13 protein-coding genes are annotated in these 22,295 nt (G+C 38.4%); 8 read left to right on the forward strand and 5 right to left on the reverse strand.

The genetic code is table 11. From position 1 onward, the window contains the following. Nucleotides 1-117: 117 nt before the first annotated feature. The 7 genes from ACFIO5_RS05600 to ACFIO5_RS05630 all read left to right on the forward strand — a co-directional run bounded on the left by ACFIO5_RS05600 (nt 118) and on the right by ACFIO5_RS05630 (nt 11,903). Nucleotides 118-1,398 carry a BID domain-containing T4SS effector gene (locus ACFIO5_RS05600; RefSeq protein ID WP_375636862.1) on the forward strand — a complete coding sequence of 427 codons (1,281 nt, stop codon included), beginning with the start codon at nt 118-120 and terminating at the stop codon, nt 1,396-1,398. A gap of 304 nt (nt 1,399-1,702) precedes the next feature. Next, a complete protein-coding gene (locus tag ACFIO5_RS05605) occupies nt 1,703-3,667 on the forward strand; it encodes a BID domain-containing T4SS effector (RefSeq protein ID WP_375636863.1) in 1,965 nt (654 codons plus the stop codon). Between the two features lie 317 nt (nt 3,668-3,984). After that, a complete protein-coding gene (locus tag ACFIO5_RS05610) occupies nt 3,985-7,221 on the forward strand; it encodes a BID domain-containing T4SS effector (protein ID WP_375705146.1) in 3,237 nt (1,078 codons plus the stop codon). A 787-nt stretch (nt 7,222-8,008) separates the two neighbouring features. Then, nucleotides 8,009-9,580, forward strand: coding sequence for a murein biosynthesis integral membrane protein MurJ (gene murJ / locus ACFIO5_RS05615; protein ID WP_375634385.1), 1,572 nt, complete (start codon nt 8,009-8,011; stop codon nt 9,578-9,580). A gap of 60 nt (nt 9,581-9,640) precedes the next feature. Further along, the gene (gene trpS, locus ACFIO5_RS05620) at nt 9,641-10,711 is read left to right on the forward strand and encodes a tryptophan--tRNA ligase (RefSeq protein ID WP_375618293.1); all 1,071 of its coding nucleotides are present in this window, start codon (nt 9,641-9,643) and stop codon (nt 10,709-10,711) included. A 62-nt stretch (nt 10,712-10,773) separates the two neighbouring features. Then, nucleotides 10,774-11,265, forward strand: coding sequence for a universal stress protein (locus ACFIO5_RS05625; protein ID WP_375618294.1), 492 nt, complete (start codon nt 10,774-10,776; stop codon nt 11,263-11,265). A 59-nt stretch (nt 11,266-11,324) separates the two neighbouring features. Further along, nucleotides 11,325-11,903, forward strand: coding sequence for a NifU family protein (locus ACFIO5_RS05630; protein ID WP_375705147.1), 579 nt, complete (start codon nt 11,325-11,327; stop codon nt 11,901-11,903). Nucleotides 11,904-13,349: 1,446 nt separating this feature from the next. Here ACFIO5_RS05630 and ACFIO5_RS05635 read toward each other — a convergent pair. Next, on the reverse strand, nt 13,350-13,685 hold the full coding sequence (locus ACFIO5_RS05635; RefSeq protein WP_375634748.1) for a zinc ribbon domain-containing protein YjdM: 336 nt from the start codon (nt 13,683-13,685) through the stop codon (nt 13,350-13,352). 1,073 nt (nt 13,686-14,758) lie between these two features. Further along, complete coding sequence (locus ACFIO5_RS05640) at nt 14,759-16,387, reverse strand: alpha-D-glucose phosphate-specific phosphoglucomutase (RefSeq protein ID WP_375634747.1); 1,629 nt, start codon at nt 16,385-16,387, stop codon at nt 14,759-14,761. 216 nt (nt 16,388-16,603) lie between these two features. On the opposite strand from ACFIO5_RS05640, the gene ACFIO5_RS05645 reads away from it, so the two are divergent. Next, entirely contained in the window at nt 16,604-17,128 is a 525-nt protein-coding gene (locus ACFIO5_RS05645) for a peroxiredoxin (protein WP_375634401.1), read from the forward strand. Nucleotides 17,129-18,000: 872 nt separating this feature from the next. Here the strand turns inward: ACFIO5_RS05645 and ACFIO5_RS05650 are convergent. From ACFIO5_RS05650 to pyrF, 3 genes are all read right to left on the reverse strand, one after another. Further along, nucleotides 18,001-18,534, reverse strand: coding sequence for a replication protein (locus tag ACFIO5_RS05650; RefSeq protein ID WP_375618298.1), 534 nt, complete (start codon nt 18,532-18,534; stop codon nt 18,001-18,003). A gap of 590 nt (nt 18,535-19,124) precedes the next feature. Beyond that, nucleotides 19,125-20,609: a histidine--tRNA ligase gene (hisS, locus tag ACFIO5_RS05655; RefSeq protein ID WP_375634746.1), complete on the reverse strand. Its 1,485-nt coding sequence runs from the start codon at nt 20,607-20,609 to the stop codon at nt 19,125-19,127. 349 nt (nt 20,610-20,958) lie between these two features. Then, nucleotides 20,959-21,804 carry an orotidine-5'-phosphate decarboxylase gene (gene pyrF, locus ACFIO5_RS05660; RefSeq protein WP_375634394.1) on the reverse strand — a complete coding sequence of 282 codons (846 nt, stop codon included), beginning with the start codon at nt 21,802-21,804 and terminating at the stop codon, nt 20,959-20,961. Between the last annotated feature and the right edge of the window lie 491 nt (nt 21,805-22,295).

Raw genomic sequence — 22,295 nt, forward strand, 5'->3', positions numbered from 1 at the left:
GCAGATCTTTGGAAGCTCATTCAGCTCGATATTTCTTTTGTCTCAAAGCGATCCAAGCATAAAAGGCAAGAATGCACCAAAGAGGTTTTCTAAAACAATTTTTGAAAGGAAACATGCATGAAAAAAAAACACCCTCATCCTTTTCCATCCTCTTCAATACAAGAACTTATAAAGCTCTATGAACAAGCGGCGGCAGAAGTCTCAGGCGCAGCCCCCCTTCCTAAAGAAACACCTTCAAAAAGCAAAAGACTATCATCCATACCGGAAGAAGATGAGGAAAGACAATCTCTTTTAAGAGAAGAAACTGTACATGCATCAACAAATCGAACAGCCTCGTTAACAAGAGGCGGCTCTACCAAAAGGCAGCAAAAACCTGAAACGACACACTCAACAGTTACTTCACAAATTACCCAAAGGACAACAAGAGTTCTCTCAGAGGAAGAAATCATTCTATTTCTTCCACACCATTCATTGGTTAAAACATATCGAGAGGAAATCCAACATTTATCCGCAAAAGCCTATGGCAATCCAAATATTTTGCAAGAAAAAATGCAGGAAATTCAAAAAAATCCTGCTGCAGGAGAGGAGCTCTCATGGCGCATGGCAGCATATCCTGAAAGTCTTGCTAAACTTTCCGGCACCAGCATGTTGGGCTTTAAAAATCGAGCACGTAGACAAGCGGAAGAGAGTTATTCCGCTCTCAGTGTCACTGTTGATTGTTATACAGAAGCTGTAAAACAGGCAAGAGAGAGCCTCGTACAATCTCCAGAGCAAGAACTCAAAAACTATGAACGCTTCATGGGGAAGGAAGCCGTCGCTAAACTTCTGCAAAAACCAAATCATCGTGAAAAAGAAACTCTTTCAGAGACAGAAATTTCTACCCAAATTCAACAACATTCAAAAGTCAAAAGACACCTCGCCCAAATCCAATATTGGTGTAAAGTTGTTTTTGGGAACGAAAACATTTTGCAATCACAAACAGAAGAGCTTTTCCAAAACCCTGAAACAATAGAAGCACTCGCACAGCAACTTGTCGGAAATCCTCAATCTTTTCACAAGTACGCTGGTCATAACTTTTGTGGCTTTAAAAATAAAGCACGCAGACATGCTGAAACGGGTCTTTCTCACCTCATTGACGCCGCTGACAATTATGCAACAGCTGTAACACAAGTAAGAGAGAGCCTTTCAAAAACTCAGCAGGCAAAACAAGAACACAATGAAGCACCTTCTGACAGAGCGCAAAATTTGCATCAACAACAAAGCGTCTCACAGTCTGCTCAACGCGTTGAGCTTTCAACAGTAACGCATGAAGGAGCAACAACCTCTACTCAACAAAGAGAAACAGATGTTCGTCCTCGCAAAACTGCCGCCCCAAAAGCGATGGCTTTTGCCAGCTAAACAGACATAAGTTTTCACGTTGAATCTAACGTCTTGGCGCAACACAGGAAAGAGGTATTTGCGCCAAGAAAGAGAGAAAAATTGAAACAAAATTTATTTTTCTGTCCCTTAACCCAAACACTGAGAAAATAATCTTTAGAGAATGATTATGATCTGAACCATAAGAGTCAAATCGTGCGAGACCATTCAGTTTCATATCCTCTCTCATAAAAGCAAATGAAAAAGCATAAAACAGAATAAAAACCAACGTACATTTTTAAATAGTATTTAAAAACAATATTGGAAGAGTTTGAAAGGAACATGTATGAAAAAAAGAAATCCCTCCCCTTTTATCACCGAAATGATGGAAAAATTTCAACAACAGGCTGAACAATCCCCTACCAGAACCCCTCCTTCCCAAGTTTCTCAAAGTTTGCCAAAAGCAACTGTAGAAAAACGCCCAGAAAATTTATCCCCCCACCCAAAAGTTGCTCCACCACCACCCCCTCGTATGAAAAGCTCAGTGCAAACCAACACAATGTCTCCTAACGCCAAAAACCAAGAGACGCCTCCCCCACAAAAAAAAGCAGCTCCACCAAAACCTCCGCGTGCAAAAGAGAGGCAACAACATAAACAAACAGTTCAAGAGTCCCCCTTCCTACAGACAAAAGTGGCTCCACCCCCTCCTCCACGCATGAGAGAAAAAACACAAACCGGCACAACAATCTACAACTCAAAAATCCAAGAAAACTCCTCTCCGCACACAAAAGCAGCTCCACAAAGACCTCCACGTGCAAAAGAGAGACAACAACATAAACCGACAGTTCAAGAGTCCCCCCCCCTACAGACAAAAGTGACTCCGCCCCCTCCTCCACGCATGAGAGAAAAAACACAAGCCGACGCAAAAATCCTCAACTCAAAAATCCAAGAACACTCCTCTCCGCACACAAAAGCAGCTCCACAAAGACCTCCACGCGCAAAAGATAAGCAACAAAACAAAACAACAGCTCAAGAGGGAGAACATCTCTATGCAACGCCTGCTCCGCCCCTTCCCCCACGCATGAGAGAAAGAGTACAAAATGGCACAAAAATCCAAAATCCTGAAACACACGAACCAAGTGTTAGACCCAAAACACTATCACATATGAAAGTCAGGCAGCAAAGCAGTTCATCATCACAAGACAGTGGAACATATGCCGTCCCGCCTTCAAGAAAACCGCACCGTATAGAAAACAGAAAACAAAGCGATACTGTCGTCCAAAAGCCTGCCTCTCCACACACAGCAATTGAACAACCAAAACCGTCTCACGAACAAAAACCATCTATTAATACAATGGAAAGAGAGCTATTGCTCGTAGCATATCAAGAAGAGATACGATTTTTGTGCAAAAAGGTTTATGGCGACCGACTTATTTTAGAAGAAAAAATAGCAGAAATCAAAGAAAACCCCGATATGGGAGAACAACTCTTATGGGATGTTACAGAACAGCCTAAGTCTATTTCTAAGCTTGCTGGTAGAAAAGTTCTTGGCATAAAAAATCATGCGCGCAAACAAGCTGAAGAAGCTCTTCCCACCCTATGTGCTGCCATTAACGGTTATGTGTATACTTCAAAATATACAAAAAGTGAAAATATTTTACAAGGTTCTCACACGGAACAACAACATCAGCGACAAGCACAAGAGGAAGAGCTAACAAATCAACATTTACAAAATCCGCTCAATTCAGAAAAGAAAATACAGCCTCTCTCAAATGAGGAAATTGCCCGCAGAGTTCAAAAAGATCCATCGGTTCAATATGGTCAAAGAGAGATCCAATATTGGTGCCAAATTGTTTATAAGGATCCATTTATTTTGCAATATAGAATAGAAGATATGCAAAAAATTCCAGAGATGGGAGAAGAGCTTGTATTTCAAATTGAAAAGGATTGTACATCTGTTTCTCCGCTTGCTGGTAGACAAGTCCTTGGCATAAAAAATGGAGCACGCAAAGCTGCTGAAGAAAATCTTCCTACTCTTTGTACCGCCATTAAGGATTATGCTGAAACTGTAAAACAGTTAAGAGAAGGCATTGTGCAAAACCATCAGGAAGAACAACAAAAACGTCATCAACCACCTACCGATCTCGATAAAAAGTTGCAACAGCAGCAAAGCTTATCGCAGCCCCCAAAGCTGCCTGAACGCTCAACAGCAAAGCGGCATCAAGAAGTTGCAGAAACTTCTAGACAGGAAGACCAGCCGCATGTTCGACCGCACAGAGCCGAAACATCAAAAGCAATGGCTTTGTCGTGACAGTCTAATCATCGTTGGCTTTTCATCCAAAACTTTGGTGCAATTATCTTGCCAAGATTGCACCAAAGACGGTGTATGAAATACAGAAAATTTTGAATAAGACACCCCATTATTTTACAGAATTCATTGATAAAATTTCACGATAATACTTTATAAAAATTACAAACTTTAACTTTGTTCCATGCGAATAAGGTCAATTTTTTCAATCATTCAAATAGGCATTCTTCTTTGAAGAAAACACTATGAAAATAACATAAGGCAAAAAATGTAAACAAAAAAAATCAAAAAATAATGTTACCATTTGAAAGGAAATATGCATGAAAGAAAACACAGAACATTGTGCCTCCTCTACACAGGAAGAATTGCAAGAACAACACTCTGTAATTAATGCAGCCATTTCAAAGCAAATCAATGAAGAAGCGCAAAATTTTTTCTACCCCAATAGCAAAGTGCTTAAAAATAAATACCGCATCAAAGATAAAGAAATATTAAAAGAATGCTGTTCTAATGATGTAAAAAAAGAAATGATAAAACTGCACCAAGAACCTCTACCAGAGCAGTTTAATGCCTCTTATCTAAAATACCTTCATCAAGGCCTCTTTTCCCGTGCATTTGAATGGGCCGGACAAACACGCGAAGAGCCTTTTACATTTGAAGATGGCACTGTTGCTTCTATGCCCATTTTGAAAAGAAAAGAATTTACAAAACCTTTTGCGATTGGCAGAAAAATACAGGAGGGACTAGAAAAGTTAGATAAAACGCTTGCTGAAAAGAATAATTTACAAGGCTTAACGCGCGAAGAATTCGTTGAACAAGCAGCTAGTATAATGATAGATTTGCACCACTTGCATCCTTTCAGAGAGGGCAATAGGCGCACAAAGAGACTGTTTGTTGAAAAACTCTCTCAAGCAGCAGGACATGAGCTAGATTTTTCTCTTGTGAGCAAAAAACGTAAAGACTTTGTCCGCGCCGCTGCCATGGAACATGGCAACCCAGAGCCTATGAAGCATCTGCTTGAAGATATCTCAAATCCAGAAAAATTGCTCCTCTTACGAGAATTCACCAACTCTATGAGAGAGCTTGGATTGGATGAAAAAAATTATCATCTCGCTGTCGTTGCAAAAGAAGGAGAAACCTATCATGGTACCTATAGAGGCAGTGGACCCAATGGCTTCATGCTTGATGCCAACGGGATTTTCATCTTGGGAAATAAAAAAGATCTCACCCCAGAGCAAATACAGACATTAAAAATCGGTGATGCCCTCTCCTTTACAGCACAAAAAGTTCAAAACCCAGAAAAAAACCAGCAAAAAACATTGCTTCCAGAAGAAAAAAGAGCCACTCTTAAAAACGATGAAATAACTGAAAAGAGCAAAGACAACGCATCCATTCAAACAAAGAAAAAAGAACAAGCCCATTTTTCACCGTGGATTGTCCCTCATGCTTTACATGACAGCGTTGAAGTTATGCCCCAAAGTTTGCAAGAACAAGAAAAAGAACAAATGGCACAACCAATTGCTCAATCGGCTTCCGCTATGAGGCAAATGCAAAAAGATTTTCAAAAAAACATTTTACAGAGCAGTAATACAGCGACAAATAATCCAATATCTGTCAAAATGACAAAGGAAACACGCTCTGATCATCAAGAAAGAACAAAACAACCCCAAAAAAAATCAATGGCATACTGGGATACTGGTACAAGAAAAACGGACACCGTCCCTCTCACCTTACAGGAGAAACTATCATCACTGCCTGAAACCGAAGAAAATAAGACAATACATCGTAATTTCTTTTATCCCAATAGTATCACCTTAAAGAATAAATATGGAATAAAAGACTATGGAAAATTAAAAGTGCAATGTGCCCATGATACAACAAAAGCAATCATTCATCTGCGCCAAGAAGCGCCACCACAAAAACTAACCTCCACATATCTCCAATATATTCATCACACCCTATTTAAAAATACTTTTGAATGGGCCGGACAAACACGCGAAAAACCATTTACATTTGAAGATGGTACCGTTGCTTATATGCCAATGATGAAAAAAGCTGGTATTTCTTTTGCCTCAGCAAAACAGATACAGGAGGGTCTAGAAAATTTAGATAAAATACTTGCAGAAACGAATAGTTTAAAAGGCTTAACCCGCGAAACATTTGTTGAACATGTCACTGAAATGTTGATACAGCTCAACTATACACATCCTTTCAGAGAAGGCAATGGACGCACGCAACGAATGTTTTTTGAAAAACTTGGGCAAGTTGCTGGCCACACACTCGACTTTTCTCTTGTAACAGAAAAACGTATGAATCTTGCCAGCATTGCATCGCTAAAACATAACGATAAAGAAGAAATGAAACATCTGCTTGAAGATATTTCAAATCCAGAAAAAACACTTATTTTAAAAGAATTCATGGACAGCATGAAACATATCGGGCTTGAGAGTATTCATCATTATCTTATTATAACAGCAAAAGAAGGTCATACCTATAAAGGCTTTTACAGAGGCAGTGGACCCAATGGCTTTATGCTTGATGCTAACGGAATTTTCATCTTGGGAAATAAAAAAGATCTCACCCCAGAGCAAATACAGACATTAAAAATCGGTGACGCCCTCTCCTTTAAAGCACCAAAAATTCAAAACCAGCAAGAAGTGCTTATCCCCGCACAAACAATAGCCCCCCTTACCAACAATGAAATTGCCACAAGGATAAAAAACAACGCATCCATTCAAGCAAGAAGAAAAGAAATAGAAACTTTGTGCCAAATCATTTATGGCAATCGTCATATTTTGCGGGAAAGAATTGAGATGATCCATGAAAATCATACTGAAGGAGAACAACTCACCTATCAAATTACCACCTCTCCCCAATCGATTTCTAAGCTTTCTGGTAGCAATGTATTTGGCATCAAAAACAACGCGCGCGCCCATGCTGAAGAAAATATTTTGCCCCTCTGTAGAGCCATTGATCGTTATATCAATATTTCTAAACAAACAGAAAGAGACATTCTCCATACCCATCATGTAAAACAAAGGCGGTGTGAACAGTCGGTAGAAATGCCTAAGGCTTGGATGAAAAATCTCCTTTCCTTGTCAAAAGCACAACAGCAAGAAACTTTATCAAACTCTCCTGAATTAAGGGGAGAGATAAGGACTTATATCAAAAAAATCAATGAGCGCTTATCTTCAAATGAGCATGAAGTTATAAAAGAAAATAATCCTGAAAGACTTGCGAAGAGTCTTGGCACATCAACCATCAAAGCAAAAGAGATTATGGAAATAGTCAAGCAGATAAAAGAGATAGAACCGCATATACAACCCATGTATTTTTATAACCATAAATTCGATGAGCGCTTAGCACCAAACCAGTATCAATCTATCCAGCATCAATCTATAAAGAAAAATAATGAAAAAAAATGTTCCAACACCCTTGATAAAGAAGCAATTAAAGTGCAAAAAATGACAGAAATCGTCAATCAGAGTCCAAAAAGACAAGAAAATATTCAACCTCACAAAACGGAGCACACAAAAGAAATGGCAATGAATATCTAAAAGGTTTATAAACTTTAACTTTTTTGCCCCCTCTGGTAAAAATGATAGCCTTTACCCCCCTCTGCCTTCATCGGCAAATCAATTGCACCTCAACGAGAATGGAAACCATGAGAGAACAAATTGATCTTATTTCCTCAGATTTTATCCTCATCAACTGTGAAAAGAAACCTGAACAGGAAAAATGCTGTTGAAAGATCATGTCTTCCTATCCTCTTGTTTATGTAATCTCTAAAACGAAAAGGCAGCCAAATTTGGGGAGAATATAAAGCCGTAAAGATAAAAATAAATCACCAGCTTTACCATCACCTTTTAGCTCAGCCTTACGACTTTTTAAAACATCTAAAGCGCTGTTTTTTTAATAATGAATAAATAATGGAAATTGCGTATTGCTCCACGCTTTTATTTTATTTGCGTTCTTTAATAGGGTCACACCCCTCACATAAAACAGAACGGTATTGGGTTGCACTATTCACGACATCACACCATAAAGAGAAATTATCATTATATATCCCTACATATCCCTTCAAACTGTTATAATATCACTCGCATATTTCAGTTTGAAAAAGAAATTTTAATTATTTTATGGCAACAATAAAAATTTTAATGCAACAGTAAACAAGGAGCATAAAAAAGTCTTCAAGCACCATTGTTGACAGAAAGATAAACACCGTCGTAAAACGCTTTCAAAAAGTATCCTTGATTAGGATAGAGATCAGATTTTTACGATTTAAAACGCTTTATTTCTCCTGTCATCGCTTCTCTTTTACAACAAAGCTGATATATCTTTATGACATTGATTAAAAAAATTGCAACAGTTGCTTCCGGAACCCTCATGAGCCGTATTTTTGGCTTCGTACGCGAAATGCTTATGGCCGCAGCCCTAGGGACAGGTCCTGTTTCTGATGCCTTTAACGCTGCTTTTCGTTTTCCCAACACATTTCGTCGTTTTTTTGCTGAAGGTGCCTTTAACGCTGCTTTCATTCCTCTTTTTGCAAAAAAAATCACTGAAGAAGGTCACGAAACGGCATGCAAATTTGCAGAAGAAGTCTTTGGCGTTCTCTTTTCGCTGCTCTTACTGTTAACGATTGCGATGGAACTGAGTATGCCTTTTTTGGTACAAACCATTATTGCCCCAGGTTTTACCGAAGATGCAACAAAATTTAACGCTACAATTCACTTTACTGCAATCATGTTTCCCTATTTAACCTGCATGTCGCTTGCTGCCATGATGGGGGGCATGCTTAATGCGCTGCGACGCTATTTTATTGCCGCCATTGCCCCACTCTTTTTAAACATTATTTTGATTGGTGTGCTTGCCTATGCTTGGATCTATAAACTTGACGCTTGGCATATTGGCTTAAATCTCTCTTGGGGTGTATTGGCAGCAGGGCTTCTTCAGCTCACCTTAATTGCCCTTGCTTTGCGTCAAAGTGGAATGAAAATTTCCTTCCGCCAGCCCCATTTAAGTCCTAATGTTCGTAAGCTATTAACTTTAGCATTCCCAGCAGCCATCACAGGTGGCATCACGCAAATTAATTTGCTTATTAATACCAACATTGCTTCTAGTCAATCGGGTGCTGTCTCTTCTTTGATGTATGCTGATCGTCTTTATCAATTGCCTTTAGGCGTAATCGCCATTGCCGTTGCAACCGTTCTTTTACCAGAGTTAACACGTGCTTTGCGGAGCAAAAAGCATAAAGAAACCCACCATTTACAAAATCGCTCTATTGAATTAACATTGTTGTTAACACTTCCAGCATCCATCGCTTTTTTGCTGCTCTCCACTCCCATTGTCAGTTTGCTCTTTGAACGAGGACAATTTACCAGTCAATCAACACACCATGTTGCACAATTATTGGAGCTTTATGGACTAGGACTTCCAGCTTTTGTTCTTATTAAGGTCTTTATTCCTAATTTTTTTGCCCATGAAGATACCAAAACACCGATGATTTTTACAGGTATTTGCGTTTTCATCAATATCAGTCTCGCCTTAACATTATTTCCTATTCTATCTGCACGAGGCATTGTTATTGCTGAAATTACCTCTGGATGGGCCAACACCCTTTTGCTGTGGAGTGTCCTTATCAAACGCGGTTATTGGAAATACGACTTCCAACTGATAAAGCGAATATTATGTCTCATGATGGCAACTCTTTTGAGTGCACTAGCCCTCTATTACGGATTGAATGTGTTTGTTTTTTTGTCTTTTCCTTTATCCTCACAAGCATCATTTTTCTTGCGCGCGATCACCTTAGCTGGGATCATGATTGGCATATTTTTGATCTATTTTAGTGCCTATTTTTTATTCAACACCCGTTCCTTTTTTCACACGCTTAAAAATTTGAAAAAACGCTCATAATATCTATACTTTGTCAAAAACAATAAAATGAATAACCTTAATTGAAGAAAGAGCACTCCTATGGATACCTTCACACCACTTGTCTTTTCCGGCGTACAACCGAGTGGTCATTTACATCTTGGCAATTATCTTGGAGCCATTCAGCGTTGGGTTGAACTGCAAAACTCTCATCACTGCCTCTATTGTGTTGTGGATATGCATGCGCTCACAGTCAACCCAGATCCCCTTACTTTACGCGAATCCACCAGAACAGTGACAGCAGCTTTTTTAGCCGCCGGTATCGATCCTCAAAAACACATTATTTTTAACCAATCACGTGTTTTTCAACATGCTGAACTCGCCTGGATTTTTAATTGTGTTGCCCGTATCGGCTGGCTTCAACGCATGACACAATTTAAAGATAAAGCGGGAAAAGATCGCGAAAAAGCATCCATCGGGCTTTTTGCCTATCCCACTTTGATGGCTGCTGATATTTTAGTCTATCGAGCAACGCATGTTCCAGTAGGCGAAGATCAAAAACAGCATGTTGAACTCACACGCGATATTGCACAAAAATTTAACAACGACTATGCACAGCGTATTGCCGAATTAAATTTTGGTATCTCTATGCAAACAGATGAAGAAAAAAGACAAGGCTTTTTTCCCCTCCCAGAGGCGCTTATTGGAACAACAGCCACACGCGTTATGTCTTTGCGCGATGGGACAAAAAAAATGTCAAAATCAGATCCTTCAGATTTTTCACGCATTAATTTGACCGATGACGCTGATCTTATCGCAAAAAAAATACGCAAAGCCAAAACGGATTCAGCTCCACTTCCCGATACCCTTGCCGCTTTAAAAGAACGACCAGAAGTAGATAACCTGCTTGGTATTTATGCCGCCTTTGCCAAAGTTAGCAAAGAAAAGATTCTTTTAGAATTTTCTGGTCAACAATTTTCCCATTTTAAAACAGCTCTAGCCGACCTTGTTGTCCATAAGCTTGCCCCTATAACAGAAGAATTACGTCGCCTTCATCAAGAAAGCGGTTATATCGACTCTGTTTTGCATGATGGCGCTAAACGTGCTAGTATGCTCGCAGAAGAAAATATGAAAAAAATTCGTGAAATTATTGGATTTTTGCACAATACATAAAAATAATAAAACTAAAAACTGTAGAGAGCAAAAAAATCGTTTGTACAAAATAGAGAAAGTGCATGATTTCCAAACCCCAAAATCCGAAAAAAGAACCAAAGAAAAAAAACTTAGTTATTATCGATGAAACACCAGAGTGTCGGCGTGCCGTTGCGTTTGCCGCACAGCATGCCCAAAATACCAGTAGAACATTGGTATTACTTTGTGTCGTTGATAGTGTAGAATTTCAACATTTTCTGGGTGTAAACAACGTTATGCGTACAGAATCAAAGCAAAGTGCTCATAAAATATTAGGAGACATTGCCAGTGAAGTCCGCACCACCCATGCGCTTGAAACAGAAATAGTAGTGCGTGAAGGAAAAAAAATTGATGAGATTTCCAAACTGGTCGACGAAGATAAAAGGATTGCACTAATTGTTTTAGCAGCCAGTGGACATACAGAAGGACCAGGACCCCTTGTTCAATTAATCGGGAATAAAGGAACAGCTTTTTCAATCCCTGTCATTGTTATTCCTAGCAATCTTGCCGATGAAGATATTAGATCTATTGCCTAAAAAATATAATATTCTACAACGTAAGATCTTCCCAAGCCTTCATTATAAAAGGAGAATCTATGTTTATTCAAACTGAAACCACCCCAAACCCTGCAACTCTTAAATTCTTGCCAGGACGCGTGGTTCTTTCTGAGGGCGTATTAGAATTTCGTGACCGTGAAGAAGCAGCTAAAAACTCACCTTTGGCGGCTAAACTGTTTAATATTCCCAATATCAATGGTGTTTTTTTAGGCTATGATTTTATCACCGTAAGCAAAAAAGAAGGAGAATGGCAACATCTCAAGCCCGTCATTTTAGGCACAATTATGGAACATTTTCTATCCAATGAGCCAGTGATCACCACCAACGCTACAACACAAGCACAAACCCATGCCCTTAACGAAGAATTTTATGACGAAAAAGATACTGATATTGTCTTAACCATTAAAGAGCTCCTTGAAACGCGTATCCGCCCCGCAGTTGCCAATGATGGTGGAGATATTACTTTTCGCGGATTTGAAAATGGTATTGTTTATCTCAATATGCGCGGCTCCTGCGCTGGATGTCCCTCTTCAACAGCAACTCTCAAACATGGTATTGAAAATCTTTTACGTCATTTTATCCCTGAAGTTTTAGGCGTTGAAGCCATGCCACAATAAATCACAATAAATATTGACCTCAATAGGTAAAATAACCACACCGATTGCCCCTCTTCAACAGCGCTCAAACATGGAATGTAAAGATCTTACGTCATTTTATTCCTGAAATTTTAGAAGTAAGCTATGCAGCCATAAAAATAGAGTACTGTTAAAAAAAATCTGTCCAATAATGATACCTTCACCCACCTTTCACCTCCACATATACCTTAAAAAGCTTTCAAAGCTCCCTTTAGGAAACATACGTTGTTTCAACAAACCAATTTACGTACACAGAAGTACAACGCATGAGCGTACATTTTAAATTTATTTTATCTCATAATCTTGTCATGCAATTTTAATCAAGAAAACACGACCTCGTTACAAAAAAGCCCCCAAAAAAAGAAAACATTGCAAGATAGAGTGCCCATTTGCTTCATCTTTCTCAGCTCTCCAAACGACAAATCACGCAAAATACTTCTTGTAGCAAGCCGGCACCATCATCATATCTGCCAGCCCCCAATGTTGCGATAGCCCTTGGCACTTAAGACGATTCAATAGCCCTTGGCACTTAAGACGATTCATAAGAGTCATTTTTAATCCTTTCTTGTACAGTTTTTACCCACACGCCAGCCCCGCTTGTGGTATGCAAGCAAGTGATTTTAATTGATTTAACATGGAACAGATTTGAAATGAGAGAATCCCACGTTATTCGGGGTTCTAATTCAATATGAATAATGCTAATTTATTATTATAAATCAATATGTTGTAGCAGCAAGTTGACAAAGATCACATTTTGCAACTTGAATGAGAATTCTGACATTCTTCTTATTTCAATTCTGTTTATGTTGCACCAATAAAAATCGTCCGCTTACACAGCACAAACTGGATAATAACAAAAACTATTTTTAATAGCGCTTATGCACACTTTTATAAGAGACTGTTGCAGAACTAAGAGCTGGAAAATGAATGACTGTACGACCTTGTCAAGATCATAGCGTCCTTTTTCCATTCTTAAAATCAAGAATTCCCCCCCTATCATTTTCAATCTCATTTCCATAAATATGACGAAAAAGGTGTAACTACCCATAAAAAATAAATACATCGAAGCCAGATCTATTATGGTTGTTTGAGAAATTATCTGATAAAAAGAAAGAATATTTTTTCAATTCAGCAGGAATAAGTTTGTCTACTTTACGGCGTTGTTCTTCTCATAAAGCGCATACTTTTATTGTTGCTTGTGAGTCAATATCCAGTCCCCTCATAACCGCATATTAAAAGAAAAGAAAGAGTCGCTATTTCTCTGCGATACATGGCTTTGCAATAAAGGAAAACATATTGCTTCTATCTGATTGGTGTAATCTATGAAACAAGAAAAGAAGCCCATTGGAGAAAAATATGCCCAATTAGAGAAGAATGTAAAAATAGGAAACCAATGAAATGCAAAAACAATTGCAAGAAAATAAATGCCTAAACTTTTTTCACAAACTCCGACTTTAAACTCATCTGACCAATCCCTGGAATTTTGCAATCGATATTATGATCCCCATCCACCAAGCGAATATTCTTTACCTTCGTCCCCGCTTTTAAAACAGATGAAGCGCCTTTTACTTTCAGATCTTTTATCACCATAACGGTATCTCCGTTTGTTAAAATCTGACTATTGGCATCATAAACAGTATTGACAAGAACCGTATCATCGTTTTTTTGTGGCCATTCATGTGCGCATTCAGGACACACAAAATTTTCACCATCTTCATAAGTATAAAGACAATCACAACGAGGACATTTGGGATATTGGGTCATAAATTCCCCTTATTAAAAGAAAAATCATTCATTATGACTGGTCATAAAGCAAGAAGTGCTTATTGTCCATTATTTTAGAAAAATGTTTCCCTTTGTTTCAATCCTCATCTGTCAACAGTGTTTATGAATGCCCTCATCACATACCATACATGGGTTTATAAAAATGATTGATCATTATACAACTCAAATGAGTCCCCGCATATCATAAAATTTACGCATTTCATTCTCTCTAATAAATTAATCAAAATCATTTTCTTATACATCACCAATGCAATTAACGAATGGATAAAAAAACAATTAGAAAAGGAACATCTCTGAATAAAACGTTCTCAAAGAGCTAAAAACTATTGCAGCATTGAGAAACAAGAAAATGATGTCCCCAACTTAACCTTTTATTTAAGTAAAGATAACAGTCATAATGTTAGAGAACAGACTGATTTATGATCATAGTCAATGGTTTTGTATATTGAATGAGAGCCGATAAATAAGCTGAGATTCTCTCAACCCCTTTTACATTGAAACAACCAAAACCTTTTGCATGTTACAAGTAGGAAAAGCCGTGTAAAACGATTATCCAAAATACTAAATACTCTCAAATATAAGAGCCAACATTGAAAGCGGGCAAAGTGAATAATGGTGCCGTCTTACTCTCTCATAAGCGTAAAAATGGTGCTGCTCAATGAAGGGACGGTTATCCCTTTCAAAGCAACACGCATAAGATGCGTTTTTAGTGTCTTGAGAGAGAAGATTCTTTAAAACAAACATATGAAATGTGCAACAATGATCGTATTTTGTTTTGTATGAGAAACATTCTCCTATTAAACAAAAATTTCTATCAAGCCATTGAGCAAACCCATTGGACATAAATGCTCCGATTATGCTCGATTATAATTTCCTACAGCATTTAGTTTTAAGAATCCGGCAGTTTTAGGAATCCGATTGATATGTAAGAGAGGAAAAAACAAAGAGAGCTTGAAAATGGAAGATCTCCCTTATGCACATAAAATCACGCCCCTAAAATCACACCCATGTGATCAATCATCATACCTTTACAAAAAAACATTCCAATGATCTTAGGTGATAATATCAGGGTGATCTCTCCCCAATGCTTGTTGTATATTTAACAGTTTTAATGCCACCTGTTGCAAAGGTTTAAGAACGTCTTGCGGATTAAAATTGTGTTTGCGCGGATCACTTTCATATTGTTCAAAATAAAGCCGTAAAGTAGCACCTAGCGTCCCTGTTCCCGACAAACGAACCACCAACCGTGCGCCATTCTCGAAAAAAATACGGATACCTTGCTGCGTACTAACGCTCTGATCAACGGGATCATGATATGTAAAATCATCTGCTTTTTTGACGAAAAATCCAGCAATTTCAGTTCCTGCATGTGGTAAGTGCGCACGCAAATGCTCTATAATTTCCAAAGCTTTGTCTGCTTCGACTTCTTCATAATCATGCCGTAACGTGTAAAAACGCCCATAGGTGTGCCAATGCTGTTGAACAATTTGTGCGACAGTTTTTTCTGTTACCGCTAAAAGATTTAACCAAAATAATACAGCCCATAAACCATCTTTTTCGCGGATGTGATGAGAGCCCGTTCCAAAGCTTTCTTCACCACAAAAGGTTACTTTTCCCGCATCCAAAAGGGTTCCAAAAAACTTCCATCCCGTTGGCGTTTCAAAAAAGTTTAGTCCTTTTTTTTCCGCAACCAGATCAGCAGCACGCCCCGTCGGCATAGAACGTGCTATCCCCACCACGCCTTTCCGATATCCTTTAATGAGGTGTGCATGTTCAGCCATAATAGCCAAAGAATCCGAAGGCGAAACAAATTGTTGACGACCAATAATGAGGTTACGATCTCCATCACCATCAGAGGCTGCGCCAAGATCTGGTCCTTTCTCTGACATCAATAAATCATAAAGAGCCTTGGCATAAACCAAATTGGGATCTGGATGACCGCCTCCAAAATCTGGCAAAGGAATACCATTAACCACCGTCCCTTCAGAAAATCCTAAACATTTTTCAAAAATTTCATGAGCATAAGGCCCTGTTACCGCATGCATGGCATCAAACCGTAAAGTAAGACCTCGATCAACGGCCTTGGCAATACAGTCGAAATCAAAAAGCTCCTGCATCAAAGAAACATAATCAGCGACAGGATCAATAATATCAATCCGCATGGCTCCCATAAAGATCGTACCTTGCCTATCTAAATCAATATCTGGTGCTTCAAGAATTTTATAAAAAGAAAGACGTTGCGATGTTGCAAAAATAGCATCACATAAAGAATTAGGAGCGGGCCCACCATTGGAAACATTGTATTTAATACCACAATCTCCTTCTGGACCACCAGGATTATGGCTTGCAGAAAGAATAAGTCCACCATGGGCATGAGTTTTACGAATAAGATGCGAAACGGCAGGTGTAGAAAGAATACCGCCCCTTCCCATTTTAATAAGAGAGACACCATGCGCCGCCGCCATCTTCAACACAATCTGAAGGAGAGTACGATTAAAAGTGCGCCCATCCCCCCCAAGAATCAACATTTTTCCTTCAAGAGGCCCAATGTTATTAAAAAGAGACTGTATAAAGTTTTCTACATAATGGGGTTGTTGAAAAACAGACACTTTTTTGCGCAAACCAGACGTTCCCGGTTTTTGCCCCTCAAAAGCCGTGGTTAAAACTGTCTTTACGGTCATATCAATCCTTCATATTCTTTCCTTTAACTTTAAGGTGAAGAGTATCCAAAGTCGACCATTAATTCTACTTGACGGAAGTGTGAAATATTTGCACACTCACCAGAAGTAAGAATTTTTAAAGAAGCCCTTTTATTTAAAACGCTTTTTGCCATATGTTTTTAAATACGAAGGCTGTTTTAAAACAAAATTTTCGTAAAAGAATACAGGAGCATCATGATGATGAAAAAAACAGTTCCCAATGTAACATTCCACACACGCGTACGCGATGAATCAGTGGATGGAGACAATCCTTATCGGTGGCAAGAAGTTAACAGCGATGCTTACTTTAAAGGAAAGCGTGTTATTCTTTTTTCTCTTCCTGGAGCTTTTACCCCTACTTGCTCAACCTTTCAGCTGCCTGATTTTGAAAAACTCTATGATGAATTTAAACAAGCGGGTATTGATGAAATTTATTGTCTTTCCGTCAATGATGCTTTTGTCATGAATGCTTGGGGAAAAGCACAAAATATCAAAAACGTGAAATTAATTCCCGATGGCTCTGGTGAATTCACGCGCAAAATGGGTATGCTGGTTGCAAAAGACAATGTTGGTTTCGGCATGCGATCATGGCGCTATGCAGCTGTTATTAATGATGGTGTGGTTGAACAATGGTTCGAAGAAACAGGTTTTTCAGATAATTGTGCAACAGATCCTTACGAAGTTTCTTCACCACAAAATGTTTTAAAAGCCTTGAAAAGCTAATTCCCCCAATCGTCTATTTAAACAAAATTTTACGACACAAATCTCCCTCCTCAGGAAATTTGTGTCGTTTACTTTTTGCAACCTCTATTCGTGAAAGCAGACACGATAAGTTGATTGTGCGCCTTCAGTGAGAAAATATTCCAACAATAATTTTTCAATAAATCTTTCATGTTTTAACGGCTTTGCAAAAGCTTGGAAAATTGCCGATGAAAAATCCCGTTGTGGGACTAAAAAATCAAAGAGTTAACAGCTGTTGCACGCTATCAAAAAATGAGGATGCAATTGCCAAATGCGCAAATTCATGCAAAACTCTCTCGGAAACATCAAGGATTAACATATAGATAAACTATGCAAAATCAACGCTCAGCTCCTCATATTGAGAAAACCTTTATGTTGAAAATGGTTTGATTTATAGAGATAATTTATAATTTTGCATATTGAATGTGAAAGCTGAATATCATAAGAGTGTCTCATTTTATCCCTTCTTATATTGCAACCATCAAAACCATTTTCTTGCCCACGACATGTGGGATTGGCATATGAATAAACGATTAAAAAGAGTGGAAATGCTTCTCGTAAATGCTTTCAAAGGCGAAAGCTGTGAACATCAAGACTGCAAGGTTCACAAAAGCATCAAGAGGGAAAATACAGATCAAACATTTGTTTGAAGAGGCGCACAGTTCAAATTAACTTATGTCTCATAAAAAGAAGCAAATATGGTATAAAAACTGCTCTGCATAAAGAACCGTTTATAAAGAAGATTCAATCAAAAAAATCCCGCAAACATTCCAATTCACATACCATAAACAGACTCATTACTGTTCTCATAGCCATTTATTCTAAGCTTTTATTTTTCTCTAAGAGAAAAACGGTTAAAGAAGTTGTTTATTCGGGTATTCTACCGTAAAGTGTGCTTCTATCTCTTCCTCTTCATCAAACTCAAAATCTTCATCACATTCAGGAAGACCAAAAATATCTGGATTGATGAAATAACAATCTTTTTTTGTCCCCTTCGCTACAATTTTATTTGTTTCTAATTCTTTGATACCTTCTTTAAAACTTTCAAAATTAAGATATTCTGGTTCTTGAATTGAAAGATCGCAAGTCAAAAATTCTTCAAGAATATCATGATCCAATGTTATCTGATCAAACCATAAATCCACATCATCCCCCTCATCTAACATTTTCCCTACCTGCCACAACATCACAAAAAATGCTTTCATACCACTAAATGATAGCCCAAAAATCATACGCCGACACGACGAGGCGCCTGAAAAGGTAATTTGCGGAAGATCTTCAAATCCGAAATTTGAAGGAGGAAGTTTAAATGATTTTCCAATATTCTCAGGTCTTTCAAGAATAAAGGGATTTCGTTCATAGAGCAGAGTAAAATCATATTGGACCATTTTCATTTCTCCGTTAAAGAATTGACTTTATGAAAAATGCATATTATTAGTAAGTTACCATTATGGCAGCTTACAATTCATCCAAACATGCTCCTGTAAAAAATTGTTCGATTTAAGTCATTCCATTGTTTTTTGAAGCTTAAAAAGTCTTTTAGGATAAAACGCTCTAGTTCTCCCTCCTTTTGCAATAAGGCTAGATTTTGTAATGTCCAAGAAGAGAACATCAAAGGATTTGATACTCATAGATGAGAATTCAAAGATGAAGCCAATATGAACTTGTCAATATTTTTATAAACTTTTGCAGAAGCTTTACGTGAAACCCTTTAATTTTCTCAGAGTTTTTGTTCGTTACAATTTTTTTTGCTCATTTTAACGCATTATCATCGCATCCTCAGAAGGGCACGTTTTATAGCAAATAGCGCTTATTTATCTCTTAAAAAATCTCTCTTTTATGCCGCACGCACTTCAAAACCCCGCTTTTGAACGCGTGCACCAACACGTATAAACGAGCAAAGCACAAATTTTAAAAATTGAATTTCAAATTTCCAAAATATTTCAAACAATCACCTCGATAAAGACCTTTACCATTATCATTTTTGGGCGGCTAAAATATCCTGTACTGTTTTGACCAATTGTTCTTCATCAACCGTCACTTGTGCTGGTCGACTTTCACGCCATGTTTGATTATCCTTAATTTCATGAGACAAACGCGCCCCTTCAATCAAATCTTTAATCTGTATTTTTCCGCTCTCACGTTCTTGTGAGCCTTGGATAACCACACAAGGCGCTTGGCGTCGATCTGCATATTTCATCTGCGCTTTTATCCCCGATGCCCCCAAATAGAGCTCAGCACGAATTCCCGCACCACGCAACTGCATCACCATTTTTTGATAACCAGCAACCGCCTCTGGCTCTTTATCCATCATCAGCACCACAACCGGCCCTGTTGTCTCCTTCATAGGCAACTTTCCAAGATTTTGCAAAGCAGCGATCAAGCGTGAGACCCCGATTGAAAAACCTGTTGCTGGAATGTTTTCACCACGAAAGCGTGCCACCAATCCATCATAGCGCCCACCACCACCAACGGAGCCAAAAACAACTTTCAGCCCATCATCATTGAAAACATCAAACAGCAACGTAGCCTCAAAGACAGGACCTGTATAATAATCCAGTCCACGCACCACCGATGGATCAATCTTGATACGATTCTGAAAGCCATTTGCGGCAAAAATTGCTTGCATTTCCTCAAGCTCACAAATTCCCTCACGCCCTTGAACATGATCACCAACCACTTCTTTAAGAGCCTCAAGCGTTTCTTCTGCTGTTTCAGCTCCAGCAGCAGTTAAGGTAAGAATACACTCAATCTCTTTATCCTTAAGCTCCGCCCCTTTTGTAAAGTCACCACTTTCATCCAAACGCCCTTTTCCCAAAAGCAAACGCACCCCTTCAGAACCAAATTTATCCAGCTTATCAATTGCTCTTAAGACAGTTAAGCGCTTTTCAGCCTGCTCATTTCCCCCCAAACCAATTTTCTCTAAAACACAATCGAGAATTTTTCGGTTGTTCAGACGAATGGCATATTCATGATGCTGAAACCCTAGTTTTTCCAAACTATCGGCTGCCATCATACAAATTTCGGCATCAGCTGCTACCGTTGGTGTTCCAACAATATCCGCATCAAACTGCATAAATTGCCGAAACCGCCCTGGACCTGGTTTTTCATTGCGAAAAACAAAGCCAAGACGATAACTGCGATAAGGCTTTGGCAAAACTTCAAAATTCTCGGCAAAATAACGAGCAAGAGGCGCGGTAAGATCATAGCGCAAAGACATCCATTGCTCATCATCATCTTGTAGCGAAAAAACGCCCGCATTTGGACGATCTGAATCCGGTAAAAACTTACCCAGCACATCTGTATATTCAAAAATTGGTGTTTCCAGTGCTTCAAAACCATAAAGTTCATAAACTTCACGAATTTGCGCAATCATTGTTTCAGTTGCATACAACTGTGCACTTGTACGATCAACAAAACCCCGGGGTAAACGGGCTTTGGTTTTTTCTTGTTTTGATAACATATTTTTCTCTAACAACAATATATATTCACCGATAACGTGTGTCTATCTTATAGAAACAAACGCTGCAATAACTTTATCAACTGGAAACTGGTAACAATATACATAAGCTTTTTCTTTTAAAAGATGCAAACCTTTACCCTTAAGGCAATCTACTGAAAATATTTGCATTTTCAATAGGAACATAGCCCCCCGCTCAACATGAAATGCCCGCTTAACATTCAATGAAAAGACATCTGTGCTTGTTGAAAGAAACCTCAAAGCGACTGTTGATTCTGGATAAATCGGAAGCATCCCCCTCAAAAGCCCTCCCTTTCAGAATTCTTCAGATTTATTACAGATGCAAAAATCCTCAAGACATCAGTGTGCTTTGCGCTTGTTCTGCAAAATGATTGATAACATTTTTTAAATCAACAATATTTCGTCCAGCATCTGTAATAGAGCGTGATACAGAGGGAATAACATTCTGCCAAAGTCTTTGTGGAAATTGATTTGCTAGTTGTGTCATTGTTCCACCTTGAGCGCCAATACCCGGAACGAGAAACAGACTATTTTTTAACTGCTCGATTGTGTCTTTTGATTCAGATCCTAATGTCGCTCCTATAACCGCACCTATGGGGCCAATATTATGATAAATAACCGAAGACTGACTATTATAATCACAAATACACTGTGCAAGATGAAGAGAGAGTGTCTGATCACCAATAAGCGCATTTCGTATTTGTTTCCCCTCTGGATTAGAAGACTGAACAACCACAAAAACCCCTGCTCCTGTTTCTTCTGCAACCTTTATCAGAGGAATAAGAGCATCAAAACCCAAAAAAGGATTAACTGTCATGGCATCCACCTTGAACGCACTACTTGGACCAAGCCAAGCCTTACCATAGGCTTCAGCAGTAGAGCCAATATCCCCCCTTTTTGCATCAGCCAGAACCAATATGCCTTGTTCGTGTGCATTTTCAATCAGTTCTTTGAGAGCTTGAAGACCTTCCACACCATATAATTCAAAAAATGCGACTTGCGGCTTTATAATACCCACTTTACCAACAACTGCTGTTAAGAGAATATCACAAAAATCTTTTAGACCTTTATAATCAAAGCTTAGTTTCCACGATTGCAAAACTTTATGGCTCGGATCAAAGCCAATACAAAGAGGTCCATAGATTTCACGATTTTTAAAAAAAGTTGAACGAAACATTTTATATCCTAACAAGATCTCTCTTTAAACTTTTTGATACAATCAAAAAGAAAAGCATTTGTCAAAAGAATACAATAGCGAAAACACAAAGAAAGATCTCTCTATACAAAATGTGCTTTTATTTATGAAACATAAATATATTCCCATTTGTAACGCTTATCATATGTTTATCAACAAAAACATTGTCATGAGATAAAAATTCAAATTTATGAAAGAATATAAACAAAACAGCATCTATATTATAATGACCTCATAAAGCCCTATAGACATGCCTTGTCGTTTTCACCCCCCTTTTTTATGATCAACAAAAACTCTCTATGAACGCGCTTTAAACAAAAGTTTCAAAAGAAAATGCCCCATCATGATGATCTCGATCTTAACTTTAGATCTTTCCTATTTCTTTTGGCGCATATCTATCCCTTTTGGAACATAATTAGCAAAAAGGCATTGTATCTCCAGCATATTCAAGGAGATAAAACATGGAAACTCGC

It is taken from the genome of Bartonella sp. AA86SXKL (genome assembly GCF_042196885.1).